A 20,909-nucleotide genomic window follows, 5' to 3' on the forward strand; every position below is an offset into this window, starting at 1 on the left:
CCCATAACGAGTAAATGAATTCACTATTGTATCTATTCATTCATTGTAATCATATTGTGTAAACTAGCCTCATTGACGCGTCAATGAGGCTAGTGAATTAAACGGCTACTGAACTTGCTGCTTATCACGAGTTAAGGTTAACTCTCAGACATGGTATCGCAAGATGAAACATAACGTTCAAGCTCAATAACCCCTTGCAAAATCATCCCATGATAATGGGCTTTTACCAGTTGATAATTCATACTTGGTGCAAAGTAATACGTCACCTCTTCGGCCCCAGTTTGCTCTACCGGAATAAGCTGTATCTCCCCCCAAGAGCCGATAGTGGTGATTAATTTGTCCTTCACATAAAACTGATAAGGTTCAATTGCATCTGAAGCTTGCCTAATTAACGCAAATTGACGTCGGCCGCCGAGCAAGTTTTCGCGGATTTGAATCGCTAAGGTGTCCACATCCCTTAATGGAATTTGGCTTGAGGTATAATTCTCAATATCGCCATCAATATCCACGCGTGACTCGAGGCCATTATTGTAAAAAGTGGCTTGCATGTCTCGAGAACGAAAACCAGTTACCTGTTGATGAAAACTATCAGTTAACCATTCATTACTGTTATTTGACCACGATAACTCAGTACGTTGTTGATATTGAGTACCAATTCCTAAAATACTGGCTTCACTCTTAGAGATGATAACAGCAGACTTACCCTGCCAGTTCTCAGTACGACTCATCTCACCTGTGTGAAGTCCACTGAGATAAATAGAGTAATTGAAGCTTCGCTGGCAACTTTGTGGGATGTCATTGGCCAAGACTCTATTACTTTGCAATAAGCCACTAACCAGACACACACTTATCAGTATTCTCGGGACTAGGAAACCAGCTACCGCCAACGATCTGTTGTTACGACACCCTGTCATCATAAGTTTTATTCGCGACGTTAATATATTCAATAGTATCGCCTTAAAAGACTTCATTCACATTTAGGTAGAAGTTAGTTTCATTTTCACCGACCCCTACATCAAATCGTAAATTAATATTGTCTTTAATTTTGAATCGAAATCCTGTGCCATAGGCCGTTAATAGCGTATCGGTTAGCTCACTCACTTTAGGTGCCACACTACCAACAGCGCCCCAAAATACCATGCCATAACGTTGGAACACTGGTAAGCGATATTCAACTTGCCCCATCATCATTTGCTCGTCACGATATCGGCCTCTAATGTAACCTCGCATCGCGTCGGAGCCACCAAGATCAGGTAATAGATTCCAAGGTACATCGCCACTGGTTAGATGACCTTGCACTTGCCATGCGATTAAACCCGGTGTCGAGCCTAAATCTATATAGTTCGCTAATTCAATATTATAAGTAGAAAACGAATCGAACTGGTCATTTTGGTATAATCCAGCATCAACCTGAAATAACCAGCCTTTTGTTGCGTTTAAACGGTAATCTCTTGAATCATAAATACTGGTTACTACAACACCTGAGCTAAAGTTGTCTGGCAGAAGCGTACTTGAATCCACAGGAGCTTCTGTTGCGACTAATTCTAAGCTGTCGGCCGTGGTATAAATAAAGTCAGCACCCACACCAATAAAATAGTTACTGGCAACTTCGGTCATCCAACGCGGCTTAAAACTATACAGTTGTTCTTTGAACTCATGATGATTAAGGTCTTGGTCGCCTTGTTCAATCCCTATTCCATAATAAACAGCAGCTTCATTATGCAGTTCTAAGTCAAGCAACAAACGCTGTTTACCTTGATTTAAAAACGTCATATTTTCTACCGTGACGCCATAAGAATTGTTCACAGAAGCAAATGAATTCAACACCAATGATGAAGGCTGTTGTTCACTTGATGCGTTATCTGTTTTGTATAACCCCACCATAAGTAAACCCACACCAAACTTTTTCTCTGGGGTGTAATAAGCCGTAGGTAAATAACTCATATCAATAGCTTTAGTATCATCGAATTCACCATCCGCGCCAAAAACCGACAAGATGTCATCAATCCATGTTGGTTGCATATCTTTGGGGGTTTCAAATAAAGGTTCAACTGCGGTTGCGGCGTTAGAAAAAACAAATAGTGTTAAAAGTAAGGTCCGTTTCATAAAAACTCTATTAAAATGTTAAAAAAATAGGTGCGCATGATGACTTCCATGCCAAATTTGGAATCACTGTTCAATGTGTTAACGCCATAGCGTTCAGTATAAATGGTTGTTATCGACAATAATCGCTTCAAATAATAGCCGATTCAGATAAAAATCAAATAATAACTAAATCAAAAAAGATTATCCTACTCATCACTCAATACTGACTGAAGAAGAACTTAAGTCTTGCTGAAGTTCTTCATCATTAAATACAAGATATTATACTGCGTTAAATGATGGCCTTTATACCTAACGTTAGTTTAGGCGTACCATCAGCAATATTTTAATCTATAGGCGCAACTGATATCATTACGCTAAATGACGGCCGCTAATATAACACGTTTGGCAGCTCTTTTTAGTGATAACTCAACATTCACCCCATCGATATCTTTCGGTAAAAGGATCAGAATCGACTATATTTAGCTGAATGGCTACAGCATTTTCATCTAATAAACAAGAGTCTACAAAGCACAAATTCAGTACTATTGAGCCTCATTTAATCAGTAGCCCATCAGCAAGTAAAAATTATTTCCTTAGATATATCATCCAGCGCGCAAGTAAGGTATAACGACGCTATGAAAACGCCTATACGATTACAACCACTGGTTGACGATGGTCTCGTCGATGAAGTGATAAGCCAACTCATGAGTGGCAAAGAAGCTACGGTCTATATGATCAGATGTGGCGATGCGATTCGCTGCGCCAAAGTGTATAAGGAAGCCACTAAGCGCAGTTTTAAAAAAGCAGCACAATATCAAGAAGGTCGAAAAACCAAAAACAGTCGTCGTGGTAGAGCCATGGAAAAAGGTTCTAAATACGGTCGTGAAGAACAAGAAAAAGCTTGGCAGAATGCCGAGGTCGACGCGTTATATAAATGCGCCGCCGCTAAAATTAGAGTACCAGTACCTTATGGCTGCTTTGATGGAGTGCTATTGATGGAGTTGATCACCAATATTCATGGTGATGTTGCACCTCGATTAAATGATGTTACTCAGATGAGTGCTGAACAAGCGCAAACGCAGCATTACGTTATGATGGGTTATGTCGTACGAATGTTATGTGCAGGTATTGTTCATGGCGATTTATCAGAGTTTAACGTGCTCGTAGATCAGAATGGACCGGTTATCATTGACCTGCCCCAAGCTGTTGATGCATCAGCAAACAATAATGCCAAAGCGATGTTATTTCGTGATGTGAATAATATGACAGACTATTATTCTCAATTTGCCCCAGAATTAGCCGCAACAAAATATGCTAAAGAAATGTGGGCCTTGTATGAACAAGGTGAATTAACGCCGGAAACACAATTGACCGGTTTATTTGAAGAAGACACAACAGCGGCTGACGTCGATTCTGTATTAGAAGAAATCAACGCTGCATTTGAAGAAGCGCAAGAAAGACGCGAGCGCATGAGTGATGCAAACAACGACGAGTATTAAATCGATCGTTTATATCCTCATGTGAACACCTAGGGAGGCTTACCGACAAATTATCGAATAAGTGATCGAATATACTATCGAATAAATTGTCAGATTAATGTCTCCCTATTTAATTAGCCCTTCTCCTTTAATTAACGCCAAGCTAACCCGAGTTGACAGCTAATTCCCCCCTAGTGAATACCAAATTAGTACCAAATTAAGACGCTCATCTCAACTAAGCAAGTTGGTTAACCATAACCGCTAGCCGCCTAAACACTGCACTTTTATGCGACGCTTGTTAACGCTATCGTGTGCAAAAGCACTCTCATTACTGGCTAAACGTCAATTTGTTCCTTTTTCCACATAGCCATGAGTAAACCGTTATGTTTGCTAAAAAGTAATATGATCAATTTACATACTTTATATAACCTTGTTTTTTGCATGGGTAAATAGGCGTATAATGATATTGAAACGTTAACAAGGAGAATATTATGAGTAGCTATGTTCTATCGGTATTACTAGTTTGTCTTACTATTTCTATGTCAGCTAATGCTATCGGAAATGAAAATGGAATGATGAGAATGTCTCAGATGCCTGCATTTTCTGATTTTGATACTAATCAAGACAAATTGATATCTGAAGAAGAGTTTGAGCGCTTTCAAAAAGCCAGGCAAGCATTGCGTGAATCTGAAGGTCGTCTGTTAAAAAACTCATCGTATTGTGATGAAATGTTTGAGCGTATCGATTTGGATCACAATAAGTTTATTGATGCTGAAGAATTTCAATCTCATCGGGAAATGATGAGAAATTCTAAATAATCTCAGTTTGGAATATCTACATAACCTCTGAACGGGGTAATAATCAACATCGCCATAGAGAGGTAATCAGCATCACCTCTCTTTTAAATACGCTATAGCATAGCAAACGACTTAGTTGTATCTACACCAGCAAAGTATAGCGCCATATTTCAACACCATCGCTAAAATTACTCATTACTCATTACTCATTACTCATTACCCATTACCCATTACCCATTACTCCTGCGCTGCAATAAGCTTACTTTTAAATACGCCATAAAAAGCAATACAAGCACCCGCAAAACCTAAAAACGAGCATATTAAGCGATAATCAGTGTTGTCGATGAAGAAGTTAGCCACACTGAATACCAACAAAATGAATAAGCCAATATTTTTGGTCATCATCATTTTAGGCTCGAACATCAACCATCGCTCACATTTAGGGCACTGTGTTTCAACCCCATGTTTACCTTTACGGACTTGTTTAAGCGCTTTACGAGCAAAGATACCCTTACAACGAGGACACTCCATTTAACATTACCTTCAATAATTTTTAATCAATATAATACAATGAATTAACTCTGCATCAAAGTTTTCCTTGAACGCCAATACAGCAGTTCAAGCTAATGCCATTTAATCGCTTACATAATTTGGAACGCTCGCTCAAAATAATAATTGAACGAATGTTATAGTTAGTTTATAGTAACTCATGGCTCACATTATGAGCGCGCAAAATCACTACAGATAAAGCTTATCGACAAGTATATCAAATGACAAAGAGCTTAAGCACTTGGCTCACAACCCAAATGGAACAATGAACATGCAAAAAATGATTGGATTTGATGTTTACGGCACATTAGTGGATCCTGTGGATATGGGCCAGCATCTGCAACAATTGATTGGCGACAAGGCACAAGAATTTGGTCAATTATGGCACGATAAAAAAGTCGAATATGCATTTCGTCGTGGCTTAATGCAACAATATGAAGATTTCGGTGTGTGTACTCAACAAGCTCTGCAATATTGTTTATCTGTTTTCAACGTCACACTGTCAAACAGCGAACAACAAGATTTACTGGCTAAATTTGGTCAACTCAAGGCTTTTGATGATGTCATTCCTGGACTAGCATTACTGCGTAATCAAGGTCATACCTTGGCCGCTTTTTCCAATGGACCTGAAGTTGCGGTTCGTACACTTATGCAAAACTCGGGCGTTTTACCTCAACTACATGACGTTATCAGTGTCGATGATCTAAAGACATTTAAACCTAACCCTGCTGTTTACGATTATTTAATGACTCGTACTCAATCTGAGCTCAATCATTGTTGGATGGTGTCGAGCAATCCATGGGATGTCATTGGTGCAAAAGCCGCCGGACTGAATACTGCTTGGATCCAAAGAGACAGTAAAAAAATTTTTGATCCTTGGGGCATTGAGCCTGACATCACCGTCGGTAATTTAATCGAATTAAGTGAACAGCTCGATTCCCTGTAATAACTAACATGCTGCATTTAAACAATAAAAGCATAACTCATACGCGTTGATGCTAATACATTAAAACTTTACACGCTACACTAACAACATTGTGCTAAGCGCATTATCAATTTACTTAACCTGCTAACAGGTTGCACGAGGATATTTCATGACTAACCAATATACCCCACCTAAAGTTTGGCAAAATAATACCAATGGCGCGAATAAGTGGGCAAACATTAATAGCCCAGAGTCAGGTGCAAGATTTGATAAAGAGCTGCCTGTTGGAAAGCATGCTTTGCAACTCTACTCCCTTGGCACACCAAACGGGCAAAAAGTGACGATTCTGTTAGAAGAGCTACTGGCCTTAGGCATTAAAGAAGCTGAATACGATGCTTATCTGATTAACATCGGGGAAAAGGATCAATTTTCGTCGGGGTTCGTTGCAGTCAATCCAAACTCAAAAATACCCGCTTTATTGGATAAGTCAGCTGGTGAAGACGAAACCGTATTTGAATCTGCCTCAATTTTGGTTCATCTAGCAGAGAAGTTTAACCAATTCCTCCCTAAAGATGGCAAAGCTAGAACACAAACATTTAACTGGTTGTTCTGGGCTCAAGGTTCAGCGCCGTTCCTCGGTGGTGGCTTCGGTCATTTCTATGCTTATGCCGATGAAAAACAGGAATATCCAATTAATCGCTTTGCTATGGAAGTTAAACGTCAGTTAGATGTGTTAGATAAACAACTGGCAAAAAACACCTTTATTGCTGGTGAAGAATATAGCATTGCAGATATTGCTATTTGGCCTTGGTATGGCAACTTAGTCTTGGGCAATTTATACGATGCAGCCGAATTCCTGGAAGTAGAGTCATATACCAATGTTGTTCGTTGGGCTAAATTGCTTGAAACTCGTGAAGGGGTTCAACGTGGTCGTATCATCAATCGCTCTTGGGGCGAAGAATGGGAACAAGTTCCTGAGCGTCATTGCGCAGAAGATATTGATAAGGTGCTTAAGTTGCGTCCTAGCACAGTAAAATAAGTCAGCCGCTAAAGTTTGACGCGATTGTATCCTGACTTATTTTATTGGGATACTAAAAAGCCTTCTGCATTACAGAAGGCTTTTTATATTGACGTATCAGAGGCCGAAACAACGAAAATTGTGAACGTTATGTCAAGCCAGACGTCTGTGACAATTAAATACTCATCGCAAGTTCTGCACCCTGACGGATAGCGCGTTTAGCATCTAATTCAGCCGCCACATCTACTCCACCAATTAAATGTACAGGTAATCCACTGGCTTTCATTTCATCAACCAAACTGCGATTCGACGTTTGTCCGGCACACAACACCACGTTATCTACAGCAAGAATTTCAGATTGCTCACCGATTTTAATGTGCAGACCTTGTTCATCAAACTTTTCGTAGCTTACGCCAGTTTTCATATGAACTTGATGTTGCTTCAACACACTGCGATGGATCCAGCCAGTAGTTTTACCTAAACCTTTGCCCATTTTGGTGGTTTTACGTTGCAGTAAATACACTTCACGACCTGGAATATGTTCGGCTTCTACAGTTAACCCGCCAGCATTCTGATAGGTTTTATCAATGCCCCACTGTTTTAACCATTTATCGGGTTGCAAAGTGCTCGATTCTAATTCGCATAAGAAATGCGCCATATCAAAACCAATACCGCCAGCACCAATCAATGCTACCGTTTTACCTATTTCAACTTGGCCTGTTAATACTTGTTGGTAATCGACCACTTTAGGATTATCAAAACCCGGTAATTCCAGCGCTCGTGGCACCACACCCGCGGCGATGACCACTTCATCAAATTTCTCATTAGCTAACACTGCCGCATCCAATTTAGTGTTTAGGCGCAGTTCAACGTTATGTAGCTTAATTTGGTTAATGAAATATCGAATAGTTTCATTGAACTCTTCTTTACCCGGAATTTTACGCGCTAAATTGAACTGACCACCCACTTCTGACTTGGCTTCAAACAATACCACTTCATGACCACGGGATGCTGCATATACAGAGAACGCCATTCCCGCAGGACCGGCGCCCATAACAGCGATACGTTTTTTACTGGTTGTTGGGGTAAAATTAATTTCGGTTTCATAACAAGCTCGGGGATTAACCAAACAGGTTGCCCGCTTCATCGAAAAGGTGTGGTCCAAACAAGCTTGATTACAACCAATACAGGTATTAATCAATTCAGGAGTATTAGCTGCCGCTTTATTCACAAACTCAGCGTCGGCAAGAAATGGCCGGGCCATTGACACCATATCAGCTTGACCTGATGCAATAATCGACTCGCCAATTTCTGGAGTATTAATCCGGTTTGTAGCAATTAACGGCACCTTGACTTCTTTTTTGAGTTTTTCGGTTACCCAAGAAAATGCCCCACGCGGTACACTGGTCGAAATCGTCGGTACACGGGCTTCATGCCAACCAATACCGGTATTAATAATACTTACACCAGCTTGCTCAAGCGATTTTGCCAGCTGTACGACTTCGTCCCACGTTGAACCATTATCGACTAAATCGAGCATCGATAAACGGAACACAATAATAAAGTCACTGCCGACCTTCTGACGAATAGCATTAACGATTTCAATCGGGAATTTAACCCGATTTTCATAACTTCCGCCCCATTCATCGTTACGTTTATTGGTGCGCGAACTGATGAATTGATTAATCAAATAGCCTTCAGACCCCATGACTTCAACGCCATCATAGCCGGCTGTTTTCGCCAATGCCGCGCTGGTAGCGTAGTCTTTTATCGTCGAGCGTACTTGACGAGCAGACATCGCAGAGGGAGTGAACGGGGTAATGGGCGATTTTACTTTGCTCGGCGCTAGGCTAAAAGGATGATAACTATAACGGCCAGCGTGTAAGATTTGCATACAGATTTTACCGCCCGCTTCATGCACGGCATCGGTAACAATTTTATGTTTACCCACCTGCCAAGAAAAGCTTAATTGACAGGCGTGCGGCGCTAAACGGCCGCGTAAATTAGGGGCGATACCGCCGGTAACAATTAACCCTACGCCACCTTGAGCACGTTCTTTATAAAATGCTGCCAGTTTCTCAAATCCGCCTTTTTCTTCTTCTAAACCCGTGTGCATGGAGCCCATCAACACGCGGTTTTTCAGCTGTGTAAAGCCTAGATCTAAAGGTTCTAATAAGTGTGGAAACGACATTCAAACATCCTTTTTAAACAAGTGATTTAAACCAGCATACCCCGACAGTAAAGTTTGCTCAATCATTTAAACGCTCGTTTGTTAAAAACCTTTACAATTGAATTTCACATTTTTATTGATTTTCAGTTAGGATGACTACATTAGACTGATAAAGGAGTGGCAAATGTCCGCTAAACCCTCGTTTTTAAAAAGGATGTTTTTACTGTTATGGAATACAGTAAACGGTATCCGTAAGTTCATCATCAACGTAATATTTTTTGGTTTGTTGGCTGTCATCGCTGTGGTAGTTCTCAACAGCGAAGATGAAATTGTCGTCGAAGATCAATCAGCATTAGTGCTGAATTTGTCTGGGAGCATAGTGGACCAAAAACATTATGTAGACCCAATAGAAATGGCACTTAGCCAAGGGCAAGCGAATGATCCAGAAGGTGAAATTCTATTAGCTGACGTACTTTATACGATTAATAATGCGACTCAAGACGCCCGCATTACCAGTATCGTATTGGACTTAGCTGATCTTCGTGATGCCGGCATTAGTAAAATGACCGCCATTGGTGAAGCATTAACTCAGTTTAAAGCCGCCAATAAGTCAGTTATCGCAATGGCCAATGGTTATGATCAAAATCAATATTTTTTAGCCAGCTTTGCAGACAAAATATACCTTAATAACCAAGGTATGGTAGCGCTTGATGGCTTAAGCCGTTACCGCTTATATTACAAAGCAGCACTTGAAAAACTCAAAATCACCACTCACGTATTTCGAGTGGGAACGTTTAAGTCAGCTGTAGAGCCCTTTATTCGTGACGATATGTCTGATGCCGACAAAGTCGCCAGTAAAGAATTGTTAAATGATATTTGGCAAAGCTATTCGACTATTGTTGCCAGCAACCGTCAAATCGGTCCTGATCAATTAGTGTTAAGTACAGATGAGTATCTCGCTCAGCTTGATAAAGCTGAAGGTGACAGTGCTCAAATGGCTGTAAACATGAAATGGGTTGACGAACTCGCTTCGGCTGATGCATTCCGTGTCGCTATGATTGAACGTGTAGGCAGTGATAAAGAAGGTAAAAACTTTAAGCAAATTAGCTTTAATGATTACCGAGCGTTAACCGCACCAATGCCTAAATTTGTTCAACAAGACGCAGTGGCCGTTATCGTTGCTAAAGGCACGATTCTTAACGGTAAACAACCTGCCGGACAAATTGGTGGCGAAAGTACCTCTGCATTACTCATGAAAGCACGCTTTGACGATAAAGTGAAAGCCGTCGTACTTCGTGTTGACAGCCCTGGTGGTAGTGCATTTGCATCAGAGCAAATTCGTCAAGAAGTGTTAGCGCTAAAAGCTGCAGGTAAGCCTGTGGTTGTTAGTATGGGTAGCCTTGCTGCATCAGGCGGATATTGGATATCAGCCAGTGCCGACTATATTGTGGCTACGCCAACAACCCTAACAGGTTCAATCGGTATTTTCGGTATGTTCGCTACGTTTGAGCAAGCACTTAATCATTTTGGTGTAACCTCTGATGGTGTAGCTACATCTGATTGGGCAGGTTTATCGCCTGCACGTGAATTAAACCCACAAGTTGCCGCGGTAGTACAACGTCATATTGAACGGGGTTACCATGAGTTTATTTCTCTGGTAGCAAAAGAGCGTCATATGACGCTAGAGCAAGTAGATAATATTGCTCAAGGCCGTGTATGGACAGGTAAACGCGCACTCACCTTAGGCCTAGTTGATGAACTGGGTGATATGGATGTGGCATTAGCCAAAGCTGCTGATTTAGCGAAAATGGACAAGTTCGACGTTAAAGTGATTGAGCAAGAGCTTAGCGCTGAACAACAACTGATGCAGCAAATTATGGGCGCTACTGTGGCTTATGTTCCAGACAGTGTTCGTCAAACCAGTTTCATTGAGCGCTTTGCCAAGCAGTGGGCTGGTGCATTTGAAACATTGTCGATGTTTGATGACCCTAATCATGTCTATATGTATTGCGAAAACTGTAATTACTAATCACTCAAATGACCGCAATATGAAGATTATTCAAAAAAAGCCTGCTTAGCAGGCTTTTTTATTGGGGATCGATAAATAAACTCGTATAATACCAATTTCATTAATTATGTGCTCAATCAGAGTAACTCAGGTTTTTCAGCTTGAGGCGCATTGTTGAAAGAATGGTTGTTCCCTTGTAAAACAATGCAACAAATAAATGGAAAGCCTGAGTGGCTCCCAAGGGCGGGTTTCTGCACCTTTTATGCTGCTCAATATGATTTTGACGTAGAACAACTATGTCGGCAATCCTATTACTTGCCTAAAAGGCGCAGAACTCCCGCTGAATGACCAGATAATTATTGGAATTGGTATATTTGCGCAATCTGCAATCGCTGTTAAAGAAGAGCCTACATACATGACAAAACGTTCAATTTACGTTGCCTATACTGGCGGTACCATCGGGATGCAAAAGACCGCTAATGGTTTTGTGCCAGTATCAGGGTTCTTAACCGATTGTGTTCAGTCAATGCCCGAGTTTTACCATACTGAAATGCCAGAGTTTGTGATTCATGAATACAGCCCATTAATCGACTCATCCAATATGGCGCCGACAGACTGGCAAATGATAGCTAATGATATTCAAGCCAACTATGAAAAATACGACGGTTTCGTCATTTTACATGGTACAGACACCATGGCTTATACCGCATCGGCCTTGTCATTTATGCTGCAAGGTTTATCCAAGCCAGTTATCGTAACAGGTTCACAAATTCCGTTGGCGCAGTTACGTTCAGACGGTCAAACCAACTTGCTCAATTCGCTTTATATTGCGGCCAACTACCCAGTTGCAGAAGTCTGTTTATTTTTTAATAACAAACTGTTTCGTGGTAATCGCTCAACCAAAGCCCATGCTGACGGATTCGATGCGTTTGCATCGCCTAACTTCCCGATGTTGCTAGAAGCCGGCATTAAAATTAACCTCAAAGCGGGTAAAATAACGCAGCCAACGGGTGCCCCGTTAGAGGTTGTTACCATCAGTCCGCAACCTGTAGGTGTGGTAACGCTTTACCCTGGGATCTCCACAGATATTTTCAATAATATTTTACAGCAACCCGTAAAGGCGCTAATTTTATTGACCTTCGGTGTGGGAAATGCTCCACAAGATAAGAAACTACTGGATACACTTAAACAAGCCGATGAACGCGGTATTATCTTGGTGAACTTAACCCAGTGTTTCCAGGGTAAAGTCAATATGGGCGGTTATGCTACAGGTAATGCTTTAGCTCAAGCTGGGGTAATAAGTGGTGCTGATATGACCATTGAAGCGGCATTAGCCAAATTGCATTATTTGTTGTCTATAGGATTAACCCCAGCGCAAATTAAGCAACGTATGCAGGAAAATCTGATTGGTGAACTGACGACGGACTAGATTACGTTATTGATATTTTATGTGGTTATTATCTTAACCACATAAAAGCTGAATAAAAATGCGAGCTCATTAGCTCGCATTTTTTGTCTTATAATATCCATTACTGATAACACATATTATTCAATTTCAGATGATTATAAATCAGCTTCTTTAAACTCGGCGATAGGATCGCCTTTAAATTGTTTTTTCAGCTCAGATTTGGACAGCTCATTAATATTACCACCCGCTGCGATAGTAAAATGTTCAGTTTGATGTAACTTACGCGCTTGATACAACATCACCACTTGTAAGGTCGACTCACGCTGTGGTTCTGTTAATACTGTGCCGTCATCCCACTTACCAAGCTCCGTTGCAGACAACAAGCGTAGGTATACTTCTTCAGGCATTTCATCAATGACTTTATTGATATCGTTCATACTGATTTCCGTTTATGTAACACTATTCTAACTCTGGTAACAAGATAACCCGTAAAGCCAATAACAAAACTTGCAATCGCGATATAAGAAGTTAGCCCTTGTGCAGGCTCTCCTCCCCAAAACCACACTACAACCCCTGCTATAAACAATGTCAAAAAAATAAAGCTTTGGGTCATTAAGCTATTTGAACGCTCAATGTGACTGATAATCGTTAATGACTCAGTATTACCGCTCAAGTCTGTCTTACAATGCTCACATTGCTTAGCCAGACTTGAAATACGCTTTTGACATTTAGGACATGCAACTAAGGCCATAATTCATTCTACCTGCTTGATCATCTGAAGATAAAAATTACCGCTTACGGTCGCGATTATAAATTATCAACCACTGCTAGCATCGCAACTAAAGACGCTTCACCTAAATATACGCAACGTTCTGGAGACCAGCCCACAAATGGGTCGGCTAAATTGGCGTTATCTTTAAATGGCATTTCTAACGTGTTCGATAAACAACTGAACGTATTGGCTACCCAGTTAGAACCCACGGTTAAATTCGCTTTACCTGGCTCATCTTTATCGTAACCAAACTCTGTTTGAAAATCAGCACTGGCAATGGTCAATGCACTGAGAAATTGCTGTTGTAATTGGGCCATTTTATCGTTGTAGCTTGGTACCCCTTCACAACCGGCAAGGAACACATAAGGAAGACCTTCATCACCGTGTACATCGTAAAATAAATCGACACCAGTTTGATGCATTTTATTAACGACATAATACACTTCAGGGCTTTTTTCTAAGCACGGTGTTTGCCATTCGCGATTTAAGTTAGTACCTACAGCATTAGTACGTAAATGGCCGCGTGCGCTGCCATCTGGATTCATATTAGGCACAATATAGAAATTGGCTTTGTCTAATAAGGCTTTAGAAGTTGGACAATCACTATCGAGTAATTGATTTAGCAAGCCTTCGACTAACCATTCAGCCATGGTTTCGCCAGGGTGTTGACGTGCAGTGATCCAAATATTCTTTTTATCTGGGTTAGCATCACCAATTTTAAGCAAAGTCATGTCGCGACCATCAAGCGTTAACCCAAGATGTTCAAGACTCACTGCTGGATGTAATTGCACTTCACTGATTAAATCTAAATGACGTTCGTAGCTGTACGGTGCAAAATAAGCAATTTGAATGGCTTCACAATCAAGCTCAGCTTGGATCGTTAATTTGCCATCGACATACTGAGTAGGTAATCGGAACCATGTTTGGCGATCATAACTGGCAACGGCTTGATACTCTTCCCAACCTTTTGGGTAAGATGCACTACCGGCATTGAGAATATTAAGGGTATATGTCTGACCGACTTCCCCTTCTAAACGAAAGTTAAACCATTGATAAAACTCACCACCAAAATCGGGACGAATGGCGAGTTGTATATCATCATGTTTGTCTAGATTAATGACGTCAATATTGCCGCCGTCAAAGTTTGCTGTAATCCGCATTAGATTATCCTTTATTGCTTGCGCTTATTTTGGGCTTAATAACGATTTGTATTAGCCTTATTTTATGCGCCATAGCTTATCAAATGCGGCAATTGGTGTGAACCATTAAAAGCTAAAGCTGTAACCTTGACCGCGAACGGTATTAATTAGTTCGCGTGGTAAATTACGTTTGACTAATTTACGGCGAGTATTACTGATATGCATGTCTAAATTACGGTCAAAACGTCCAAGTTCTTTATGCAGCACTCGAAGTTGTAATTCTTCTTTAGTAACCACTTCGCCTTGCCTATCAAATAAATATTTGAATAATCGATATTCTGTTTGCGTCAACACGAGCGACTTATCGGCAAAGCTAATGGTATAGGAGGTATCATCAAAACCAATGCTGCCATTAACAGCATCGTTAATCGGTGCTTGGGTGCGTCGATGGAGTACATTAAGACGTAACTGCAATTCGCGGATATTAATCGGTCTAGTGAGGTAATCGTCGGCGCCTAACTCTAACGCATTAATACGCTCAAGCTCGCTGTTACTTTCTGCTAATACAATAATAGGGGTTCGGCTTTGTCGTGCGACCAGCAACCAAAATGAATCCATTTTGGGCACCGAAAAATCTAATAATATGGCTTCAAGCTGCAGAGTCTCCATTTGGATCAACGCATCAAAGGCATTATTAACCCGATGAACACTGTAGCCCTGCTCATTTAACTGTCGACCTACGTCACTTTTATCGGAAAGGGTATGTTCAATGAATAGGATATTCTTCATGCTCAGCTACTTAATGATAACGATTACCATTAAGATTATCATATTGATTTACCCAAAACCAGATTTAATCCACCCTGTGACCCTTTTCATTAACAAAAAAGGCCTGAAACTTCAGGCCTTGAGACATTTGTCACAATTATGAGTGAGACGTCATAGGTCTATTTATCTGTCATCAACTGCTTAATGAACTTAACTGGCGCACTACCGTAACTTAAAAACTGTTCATGGAACTGTTTCAAATCAAAGCTCTCACCTTGTTTAGCTTTAAGTTGTTCGCGGAAATCATAAATCTCACGGTAACCGGCGTAATAACTCGTCAGTTGAACTTGACTTAACGTGGCTCTGCGCCACTTTCCTTCAGCTTCAGCACGTTGTTGGAATGCTTCATTCTCGAGCAAGTCAATCACCTCTTGCTCGCCCATTCCATTGACTTGAATGCTGTAATCTAAAATAGTGTTACAAATAACCCGTAAATTCCATTTGTAATACATCAGCCACATTTCAGGTTCAAAATTACTATAGCCTTCTTCCAACATCATTCGTTCGGTATACACAGCCCAACCTTCAATCATGGCACCATTACCAAATAAGCTTTTCACTAAACTAGGAGATTGGTTAGAAAAGACTAATTGCGTGTAATGCCCTGGGATAGCCTCATGAATATTCAGAACCTGTAAAATCCAGTGATTGTATTCACGTAAATAGCTCTCTGCAGACTCATCACTCATGTCATCAAGGGGTGAAACGTTGTAGTAAGTATTACCGCCTTTGTCATAAGGTCCTGGTGCACTGATAGACGCTCCGGCAAAACCGCGCATGTATTCAGGCGTTTCACGAACAATTAACGGCTTTTTAGGATCAAGCGTTACCAGTTGTTTGTCATTGACAAACTTAATCAGCTCTGGAATTTGCTTTCGCACTTCGGCTACAAAGTTTTCTCGTTTAACATGTTTGGTTGATAACACATCAATCAACTGGCGAATTGCTTGTCTCTCATCGTCTGGTTTTGGGGTATCGATATATTTTGACCAAATGGTATCGGTGATCTTAGCCATTTCTTGCTGAACATGATTTTTATCTGCCACAGCTTTGTCATATAACTGTTTAGCCGTCATACCAGACTGAATATCAAAGGCGAACTTTTCTTCGTATAAGGTTTCACCAATACGGAAATCGCGGCCTCCATTTTCGGTTAGCTTAGTTTCAAGCGCGGTTAACCACTCAATGTGCTGTTTAATTGCTGCAGTAGCGGCATCAAAACGCTCAGCAAATAACGCTTTCTGCTCTGCGCTTAAGCCTGAATCAGTGACTTGCTGGGCTAACTCGGCAGACAATACCGAAAATGCGCCTTGATTCTGCATAATGGCTAATTGGGTATGCTCAAGTGTCGGCTCACTAATATTATTTCGCGCGGCCTCATAATAGGCTGGCACATTTTCAAGACGTGCAATCACAGAGGTTAAGCGTTCATCTAACGGCGCAAAGTCTTCATTGATAATTTGCGCAAAACCACCGGCAACATTGTAATTTGACGGGTCCCATTGCCAACCTTTAAAGCGTGTAATTTCCCATTGCATTGACTCCACTAAATTACTCAGTAATTTATAATCAATTAACTCGTTAGCCGTTAGTGACTGCGGATCAAATTGGGCTAGCGCCGTTTGCTGTTGTTTAACAAATGCCAACGTTTTGTTGCGGCTTGCTTGATTTGGGATATCTAAATAGCCATCATTAACATGTTTGCCACTGTACAGCGCCCAGGTTGGTGATAATGCCCACAGCTCATCAATAAACTGTTGTGAATATTCGTTAAAGTTTAATGCTGCCGCAGCACTAGTTGTGCTAGCCTCAGCAGTAACGGCCTTGGTTTGTGGACTTTGCTTAACCGAGTCATCGCTACAACCTACCAATCCAGCCAAGGCAAAAGAAACCGCCAAAGCAAGTAAAGATTTTTTCATTAGTTATCCCTTACATTGTTATTATTTTTTAGTGTATATAAACTTATTTTTTGATGCATATCGCTTTCGTGCACAAAGATTTTTGTTGCGAAGATATGAATAAAAATTCATCTTACGACAATTATAATGAGTTAATCATGTTCGTCATTGTTTTGCATCAAGCAGACATCTTTTGTGACAGAAAAATCGTGAATAGGCCAACTACTTGTGACTTAAAAACGTATTTTTTGTCTGGTGACCGTTCCAAAATAACTAACAGAGAACTTAACGATGCCCTTAACACATCTCCGACTACTACTTAATGGTAAAAAGGCCACCAATGTCGACATAAGACAATCGGTTATCGCTTTGCGCGAGCAGGGCCATACGATTGACGTGCGAGTCTCTTGGGAAAGCGCTGATATGTTGCGTTTTATAACAGAAGCCATAGCCGATAATGTCGGCAGAGTCGTGATTGGCGGCGGTGATGGCTCGCTTAATGAGGCAGTAAATGCCCTGATGCAACAACCACAACAGGATCATAAGCTCGAAATAGCCGTGCTGCCATTAGGCACTGCAAATGACTTCGCCACAGCGTGCGGTATTAGCAATATTATTCAATCCACTCTGGAACTGGCAATTCATGGTGACAGCTACCCTATTGATATCATCCGGGCCAACAATAATTATTTTATTAATGCGGCAGTCGCCGGGTTTGGCGCGCAAGTCACCGCAGAAACCCCAACAGAATTAAAAGACTTTCTTGGCGGTGGAGCTTATACCTTAGTCGGATTGGCTAAAGCATTAGGCTTTAAGCCTTATCAAGGCAGTATTACCACCGATAAAGGAACGTTCAATGGTGATATTGTGGTGGGCGCCATTTGCAATAATAAGCAAGCTGGCGGTGGGCAAATGCTGGCACCCAATGCATTAATTGATGACGGTTTGATGGATATTACCCTGTTGAAGTCATTTTCAACCTTTGATATCCCGGTGGTGTTAGATGAAATACAAGCCATGAGTCATGAAGCTAAGTTTTGTTATCACTTTCAAACCCGTTGGTTAGAAATTGATTTTCCTATCAAGTTACCGCTTAATTTAGATGGCGAACCTTATCCAACCAAAAAAATGCGTTTTGAAGTTCTCCCAAAAGCCATTCAGTTTGTATTGCCGCCAAACTGCCCTTGCCTTGAACAATCCACACAAAAAAGCGGAATATAAATTCCGCTTTAATCACCAATACGATAACTGAGTTAATCGTTTACCTAATCAACTTAAATGTTCCAGGGATTAGGTTTGTTACCCTTAGGCGTAGTTGACGCTTTAGATGGTTTGGTTTTTCTAAAATCAGCAGAAGCTGTTTTCGACTTGCCCAAACTCAGCGTTGGTCGGTCTGTCGCTGATGTTGATTTATGCTGACGATTTTTAGGAATAAAATTCAACACTGAAATAGGAATTGGCTTCGAGGGTTCAAACCCCGCTATTTCTTTACGTTCAATTAAATGCCCTAAACGGCTTTCAATCATACACAGGTTTTTAAAGTCATCATTGGACACAAAAGAAATAGCAACACCAGCAGCGCCCGCACGACCGGTACGACCAATACGATGAATATAGTCATCGGCCGGATAAGGTAAGTCATAATTAACAACACGAGATAAATCGTCAATATCAATACCGCGCGCCGCAATGCCAGTAGCCACAAGGTATTTAATGTTACCCGATTTAAAATCAGCTAAAATTTGTTCACGCACCGGCTGGCTTCGGCCACTGTGAATACACTCTGCAGCAATATCACGCTTTTCAAGCTGACTCACCAATTTGGCGGCACCTTGTTTGGTTTCGATAAAGATGAGTGCTTGGTTCCACTCTTCGGTTTTAATTAAATGACTTAATAAAGCTGATTTTTTATCTTTATCAACCGTCGTTAACCACTGCTCGATTTTCGGTGCTGAATCGCGATCAGCAATCACTGAAATTTCTACAGGACGTTTAATGGCCGTTTTCGCTAACGCACGCACTTGGTTTGATAACGTCGCAGAAAACAATAAACTCTGACGTTCAGAAGGTAATTTGTCGATGATTTTATTAATGTCTTCGATAAAGCCCATGTCGAGCATTCTATCGGCTTCATCAAGCACCAACACTTCAACTTCATCAAAGTGCACGGCACGTTGAGTATATAAGTCGAGTAAACGTCCAGGTGTTGCCACCAAAATATCCACACCATCAATTAAGGCTTGTTTTTGCGGCTTTTCATCAACCCCACCATAAATGGCGATAGAGGTTAACGATAAATGCTTGGCGTACTGCACTACGTTGGCGTGAACTTGCACTGCGAGTTCGCGAGTTGGGGTTAAAATCAACGCTCGAATACGTTTTGCACGCTGGATTTCAGTGTCGGCTAAGCGTTCTAATATTGGTAATACAAAACTTGCGGTTTTACCGGTACCAGTTTGCGCAGCGGCGAGCAGGTTCTTACCCTTTAAAATAACCGGAATAGTCTGTTGTTGAATAGGTGTCGGCTGACTGTATCCCACTTCATGTAGGGCATTGACAATCGTGTCGCGTAATCCAAGTGTCGAAAAAGGCATGAAAGTGGGTCTCAGTAGTAAAACAAGAATAAAGCATTATAGAGGCTACGCATAACAAGCGCTAACACCTCGTTAATATAAAGTCATATTAGACAACGGCGAGACGAAGCATCACTCAAATTGTCAGTATTGTATTAAAACACAAATGAAAAAAGACGTCCGAAGACGTCTTTTTTCATAATATGGCGGTGAGCGAGAGATTCGAACTCTCGTTAGGGATAAACCTAAACACACTTTCCAGGCGTGCGCCTTCAGCCACTCAGCCAGCTCACCAATTTGTGACTGACTTTTTATCCATACCATTAAAAGACATCAGATAAAAAGGCAGTACTTAATATTTGATTCTATTGAGTGGAATAATGACCTCTCAATAATACAAAACCACTTAATACTAACCGCGGCAGTGCTAATCGAGGCGTACTTTACGCAAATGATGATAGCGGGTCAAGCTAAAAAACCCCACTATCAAGCGTTTGCACAAATGCACAGCAACTAACAAGCTAACTAACCTATTAAGGTAGGGAAAAGTCCTTTAACACCCGCGGCAATCACTTCAATGCCTAAAGACAACATCAGTAGACCCATTAGACGGGTAATAACGTTAATGCCAGTTTTACCTAATAGTTTAAACAGCATTGGCGCCATACGAAATAAACCCCAACTAACAAGGCCTAAGGTCATAATGGTTAAAAACATACCAATGTAGTTGGTTATTTGGTGATGCTCCGCCGCAAACACTATCACCGCACTAATGGCACCAGGACCAGCCATTAATGGCAAAGCTAATGGCACAACTGCAACAGATTCCATTCCTGAAGACTCACGGTCTTCTTCTTGGTTACGTTTCACTTCACTGATTTTACCTTGCAACATCGACATCGCAATAATACAAATCAAGCTACCACCGGCAATACGAAAAGCCGATAATGAAATACTGAACATACTAAGAATGTAATGACCTGCTATTGCCGTCACCAATAGAATGATCACTACGGCCATATTTGCATCACGATTAGTATTTTGGCGATCAGCTTCAGTTTGATGGCTGGTTAAGCTCACAAATACAGGCAATAACCCTACTGGGTTAATGATGGCTAACAGTCCTAGAAAGAACTTGATATAAAGCATAAAATCCACTAACTACACCCTCTTGATATTACCTGATTTGAAGCTCGATTCTGAGGGCGCTAATGTAGCTGAAACATTGCCATTCCCCAAATGAAATTTTTTATATTTGATA

At 41.0% G+C, this 20,909-nt stretch carries 18 protein-coding genes and 1 tRNA gene; 7 read left to right on the top strand and 12 right to left on the bottom strand.

Going from position 1 to position 20,909, the window contains the following annotated elements:
- Positions 1 to 137: 137 nt before the first annotated feature.
- Complete coding sequence (locus EGC86_RS10915; protein WP_245423141.1) at positions 138 to 971, bottom strand: hypothetical protein; 834 nt, start codon at positions 969 to 971, stop codon at positions 138 to 140.
- On the bottom strand, positions 958 to 2,106 hold the full coding sequence (locus EGC86_RS10920) for a BamA/TamA family outer membrane protein (protein ID WP_101087074.1): 1,149 nt from the start codon (positions 2,104 to 2,106) through the stop codon (positions 958 to 960). Before EGC86_RS10920 ends, EGC86_RS10915 begins: the two co-directional genes overlap by 14 nt.
- Before the next feature lie 614 nt (positions 2,107 to 2,720).
- Here EGC86_RS10920 and EGC86_RS10925 point away from each other — a divergent pair.
- Together EGC86_RS10925 and EGC86_RS10930 are read left to right on the top strand one after the other, a co-directional pair.
- Positions 2,721 to 3,584: a PA4780 family RIO1-like protein kinase gene (locus tag EGC86_RS10925; RefSeq protein WP_123777589.1), complete on the top strand. Its 864-nt coding sequence runs from the start codon at positions 2,721 to 2,723 to the stop codon at positions 3,582 to 3,584.
- Between the two features lie 470 nt (positions 3,585 to 4,054).
- Entirely contained in the window at positions 4,055 to 4,381 is a 327-nt protein-coding gene (locus tag EGC86_RS10930) for an EF-hand domain-containing protein (RefSeq protein ID WP_123777590.1), read from the top strand.
- Positions 4,382 to 4,597: 216 nt separating this feature from the next.
- On the opposite strand, the gene EGC86_RS10935 is transcribed toward EGC86_RS10930, so the two are convergent.
- On the bottom strand, positions 4,598 to 4,891 hold the full coding sequence (locus EGC86_RS10935) for a hypothetical protein (protein ID WP_123777591.1): 294 nt from the start codon (positions 4,889 to 4,891) through the stop codon (positions 4,598 to 4,600).
- A 289-nt stretch (positions 4,892 to 5,180) separates the two neighbouring features.
- Between EGC86_RS10935 and EGC86_RS10940 the strand changes: the two genes are divergently transcribed.
- Complete coding sequence (locus EGC86_RS10940; RefSeq protein WP_245423142.1) at positions 5,181 to 5,855, top strand: haloacid dehalogenase type II; 675 nt, start codon at positions 5,181 to 5,183, stop codon at positions 5,853 to 5,855.
- Positions 5,856 to 6,003: 148 nt separating this feature from the next.
- On the top strand, positions 6,004 to 6,873 hold the full coding sequence (gene yghU / locus EGC86_RS10945) for a glutathione-dependent disulfide-bond oxidoreductase (RefSeq protein WP_123777592.1): 870 nt from the start codon (positions 6,004 to 6,006) through the stop codon (positions 6,871 to 6,873).
- 154 nt (positions 6,874 to 7,027) lie between these two features.
- On the opposite strand, the gene EGC86_RS10950 is transcribed toward yghU, so the two are convergent.
- The gene (locus EGC86_RS10950; protein WP_123777593.1) at positions 7,028 to 9,043 is read right to left on the bottom strand and encodes an oxidoreductase; all 2,016 of its coding nucleotides are present in this window, start codon (positions 9,041 to 9,043) and stop codon (positions 7,028 to 7,030) included.
- A gap of 163 nt (positions 9,044 to 9,206) precedes the next feature.
- Here EGC86_RS10950 and sppA point away from each other — a divergent pair, with 163 nt between their 5' ends.
- Positions 9,207 to 11,051, top strand: a complete 1,845-nt coding sequence (gene sppA, locus EGC86_RS10955) for a signal peptide peptidase SppA (RefSeq protein ID WP_123777594.1) — start codon at positions 9,207 to 9,209, stop codon at positions 11,049 to 11,051.
- A gap of 394 nt (positions 11,052 to 11,445) precedes the next feature.
- Positions 11,446 to 12,459 (top strand): asparaginase, encoded by a 1,014-nt coding sequence (gene ansA / locus EGC86_RS10960; RefSeq protein ID WP_059743669.1) that lies wholly within the window; start codon positions 11,446 to 11,448, stop codon positions 12,457 to 12,459.
- A 134-nt stretch (positions 12,460 to 12,593) separates the two neighbouring features.
- Here ansA and EGC86_RS10965 read toward each other — a convergent pair whose 3' ends face one another.
- The 5 genes from EGC86_RS10965 to EGC86_RS10985 form a co-directional block, all read right to left on the bottom strand.
- Entirely contained in the window at positions 12,594 to 12,875 is a 282-nt protein-coding gene (locus tag EGC86_RS10965) for a YeaC family protein (protein WP_102037777.1), read from the bottom strand.
- Positions 12,872 to 13,189, bottom strand: coding sequence for a zinc ribbon domain-containing protein (locus tag EGC86_RS10970; RefSeq protein WP_123777595.1), 318 nt, complete (start codon positions 13,187 to 13,189; stop codon positions 12,872 to 12,874). Before EGC86_RS10970 ends, EGC86_RS10965 begins: the two co-directional genes overlap by 4 nt.
- 56 nt (positions 13,190 to 13,245) lie before the next feature.
- On the bottom strand, positions 13,246 to 14,370 hold the full coding sequence (locus tag EGC86_RS10975) for a M14 family metallopeptidase (protein ID WP_123777596.1): 1,125 nt from the start codon (positions 14,368 to 14,370) through the stop codon (positions 13,246 to 13,248).
- Positions 14,371 to 14,475: 105 nt separating this feature from the next.
- The gene (locus EGC86_RS10980; RefSeq protein ID WP_123777597.1) at positions 14,476 to 15,138 is read right to left on the bottom strand and encodes a response regulator transcription factor; all 663 of its coding nucleotides are present in this window, start codon (positions 15,136 to 15,138) and stop codon (positions 14,476 to 14,478) included.
- A gap of 158 nt (positions 15,139 to 15,296) precedes the next feature.
- Entirely contained in the window at positions 15,297 to 17,096 is a 1,800-nt protein-coding gene (locus EGC86_RS10985; RefSeq protein ID WP_123777598.1) for a DUF885 domain-containing protein, read from the bottom strand.
- A gap of 270 nt (positions 17,097 to 17,366) precedes the next feature.
- On the opposite strand from EGC86_RS10985, the gene yegS reads away from it, so the two are divergent.
- On the top strand, positions 17,367 to 18,296 hold the full coding sequence (yegS, locus tag EGC86_RS10990; RefSeq protein WP_123777599.1) for a lipid kinase YegS: 930 nt from the start codon (positions 17,367 to 17,369) through the stop codon (positions 18,294 to 18,296).
- Between the two features lie 53 nt (positions 18,297 to 18,349).
- Here yegS and EGC86_RS10995 read toward each other — a convergent pair whose 3' ends face one another.
- From EGC86_RS10995 to EGC86_RS11005, 3 genes are all read right to left on the bottom strand, one after another.
- Positions 18,350 to 19,669 (bottom strand): DEAD/DEAH box helicase, encoded by a 1,320-nt coding sequence (locus tag EGC86_RS10995; protein ID WP_059743683.1) that lies wholly within the window; start codon positions 19,667 to 19,669, stop codon positions 18,350 to 18,352.
- Between the two features lie 183 nt (positions 19,670 to 19,852).
- Positions 19,853 to 19,942: transfer RNA gene (locus EGC86_RS11000), tRNA-Ser, on the bottom strand.
- Between the two features lie 231 nt (positions 19,943 to 20,173).
- Complete coding sequence (locus EGC86_RS11005; RefSeq protein ID WP_412457740.1) at positions 20,174 to 20,797, bottom strand: YchE family NAAT transporter; 624 nt, start codon at positions 20,795 to 20,797, stop codon at positions 20,174 to 20,176.
- Between the last annotated feature and the right edge of the window lie 112 nt (positions 20,798 to 20,909).

Origin of the sequence: Shewanella frigidimarina (genome assembly GCF_003797125.1) — a bacterium.
GTDB lineage: Bacteria > Pseudomonadota > Gammaproteobacteria > Enterobacterales > Shewanellaceae > Shewanella > Shewanella frigidimarina.

What these genes read in the sequence shown, in the direction of transcription:
- EGC86_RS10965 (WP_102037777.1), bottom strand. Translation starts at nt 12,875, where the DNA reads ATGAACGATATCAATAAAGTCATTGATGAAATGCCTGAAGAAGTATAC.
- EGC86_RS10995 (WP_059743683.1), bottom strand. Translation starts at nt 19,669, where the DNA reads ATGCCTTTTTCGACACTTGGATTACGCGACACGATTGTCAATGCCCTA.
- EGC86_RS10940 (WP_245423142.1), top strand. Translation starts at nt 5,181, where the DNA reads ATGCAAAAAATGATTGGATTTGATGTTTACGGCACATTAGTGGATCCT.
- EGC86_RS10950 (WP_123777593.1), bottom strand. Translation starts at nt 9,043, where the DNA reads ATGTCGTTTCCACACTTATTAGAACCTTTAGATCTAGGCTTTACACAG.
- sppA (WP_123777594.1), top strand. Translation starts at nt 9,207, where the DNA reads ATGTCCGCTAAACCCTCGTTTTTAAAAAGGATGTTTTTACTGTTATGG.
- EGC86_RS11005 (WP_412457740.1), bottom strand. Translation starts at nt 20,797, where the DNA reads ATGCTTTATATCAAGTTCTTTCTAGGACTGTTAGCCATCATTAACCCA.
- EGC86_RS10985 (WP_123777598.1), bottom strand. Translation starts at nt 17,096, where the DNA reads ATGAAAAAATCTTTACTTGCTTTGGCGGTTTCTTTTGCCTTGGCTGGA.
- EGC86_RS10970 (WP_123777595.1), bottom strand. Translation starts at nt 13,189, where the DNA reads ATGGCCTTAGTTGCATGTCCTAAATGTCAAAAGCGTATTTCAAGTCTG.
- EGC86_RS10930 (WP_123777590.1), top strand. Translation starts at nt 4,055, where the DNA reads ATGAGTAGCTATGTTCTATCGGTATTACTAGTTTGTCTTACTATTTCT.
- EGC86_RS10920 (WP_101087074.1), bottom strand. Translation starts at nt 2,106, where the DNA reads ATGAAACGGACCTTACTTTTAACACTATTTGTTTTTTCTAACGCCGCA.
- EGC86_RS10925 (WP_123777589.1), top strand. Translation starts at nt 2,721, where the DNA reads ATGAAAACGCCTATACGATTACAACCACTGGTTGACGATGGTCTCGTC.
- EGC86_RS10935 (WP_123777591.1), bottom strand. Translation starts at nt 4,891, where the DNA reads ATGGAGTGTCCTCGTTGTAAGGGTATCTTTGCTCGTAAAGCGCTTAAA.
- ansA (WP_059743669.1), top strand. Translation starts at nt 11,446, where the DNA reads ATGACAAAACGTTCAATTTACGTTGCCTATACTGGCGGTACCATCGGG.
- yegS (WP_123777599.1), top strand. Translation starts at nt 17,367, where the DNA reads ATGCCCTTAACACATCTCCGACTACTACTTAATGGTAAAAAGGCCACC.
- EGC86_RS10975 (WP_123777596.1), bottom strand. Translation starts at nt 14,370, where the DNA reads ATGCGGATTACAGCAAACTTTGACGGCGGCAATATTGACGTCATTAAT.
- yghU (WP_123777592.1), top strand. Translation starts at nt 6,004, where the DNA reads ATGACTAACCAATATACCCCACCTAAAGTTTGGCAAAATAATACCAAT.
- EGC86_RS10980 (WP_123777597.1), bottom strand. Translation starts at nt 15,138, where the DNA reads ATGAAGAATATCCTATTCATTGAACATACCCTTTCCGATAAAAGTGAC.
- EGC86_RS10915 (WP_245423141.1), bottom strand. Translation starts at nt 971, where the DNA reads ATGAAGTCTTTTAAGGCGATACTATTGAATATATTAACGTCGCGAATA.